The organism is Pedobacter psychrophilus (assembly GCF_001652725.1).
GTDB lineage: Bacteria > Bacteroidota > Bacteroidia > Sphingobacteriales > Sphingobacteriaceae > Pseudopedobacter > Pseudopedobacter psychrophilus.
Genome location: NZ_LWHJ01000021.1, coordinates 1 through 708, shown reverse-complemented (window position 1 = coordinate 708; position 708 = coordinate 1). Strand labels below are relative to the sequence as shown.

The following is a 708-nucleotide window of genomic DNA, read 5'->3' as shown; positions in this document are numbered from 1 at the left end:
CAAAACGTTACCTGCCATATTAAACAACCTGACCTAACGACAAAAATGAAACCTTTTACATTAATATTCATATCGACTTTGCTTTTAACAGGAGTTTGTTATTCCCAAACAAAATCCTTCCAAGTAATTCTTTCACCTTACCAAAATGACCATCCAACAGAAGTAGATGAACCCCAAATTTACAGACTTAGAAAGCAGGCTTTAAATGCCGACTTCAATATTGTTAAGCTAACTAATCTTGACAATCATAGAAAAGACTCAATATCTTTAAGAGAAATTTTCGAACCAGTAAATGGTAATTATATCTATTATCAGTTCGTCTCAACTTTTAATGGACGAGCATTAGTTTTTCCCGGAGAAGATTTAAAAGACAGTATAAAAATATTTCACGACATTTTAATTGTGAAAACTAACAACCAAAATGAAATTATTGATGCCTTTCAATACACTTTGGAATGGGCGGAACGACCTTGCCAATATGACTTATATAAAAGCTCTAACACTAGTAACGTCACTTTAACTGAAAATATGGAAATTAGCACTTTAAAATTTGTAAGGACAGAATATTGGGATGAAAATGATAAGTTTCTTAAGGAAAAAGGAACTATAAAAATGAAATAACAATACGGCAGGTAACAGCAAATTTGCACAAAAATGGCTGACGGTGGTTCAACTCAGGTTTTTCGTTAATTATTTAGTTCAGTGCGG

General features: G+C 32.3%; 1 protein-coding gene. It reads left to right on the top strand.

Going from position 1 to position 708, the window contains the following annotated elements; translation table 11 throughout:
- Window positions 1–621 (top strand): hypothetical protein (locus A5893_RS05010; protein ID WP_232456801.1); only part of this gene is annotated, 621 nt, incomplete at its 5' end.
- Between the last annotated feature and the right edge of the window lie 87 nt (window positions 622–708).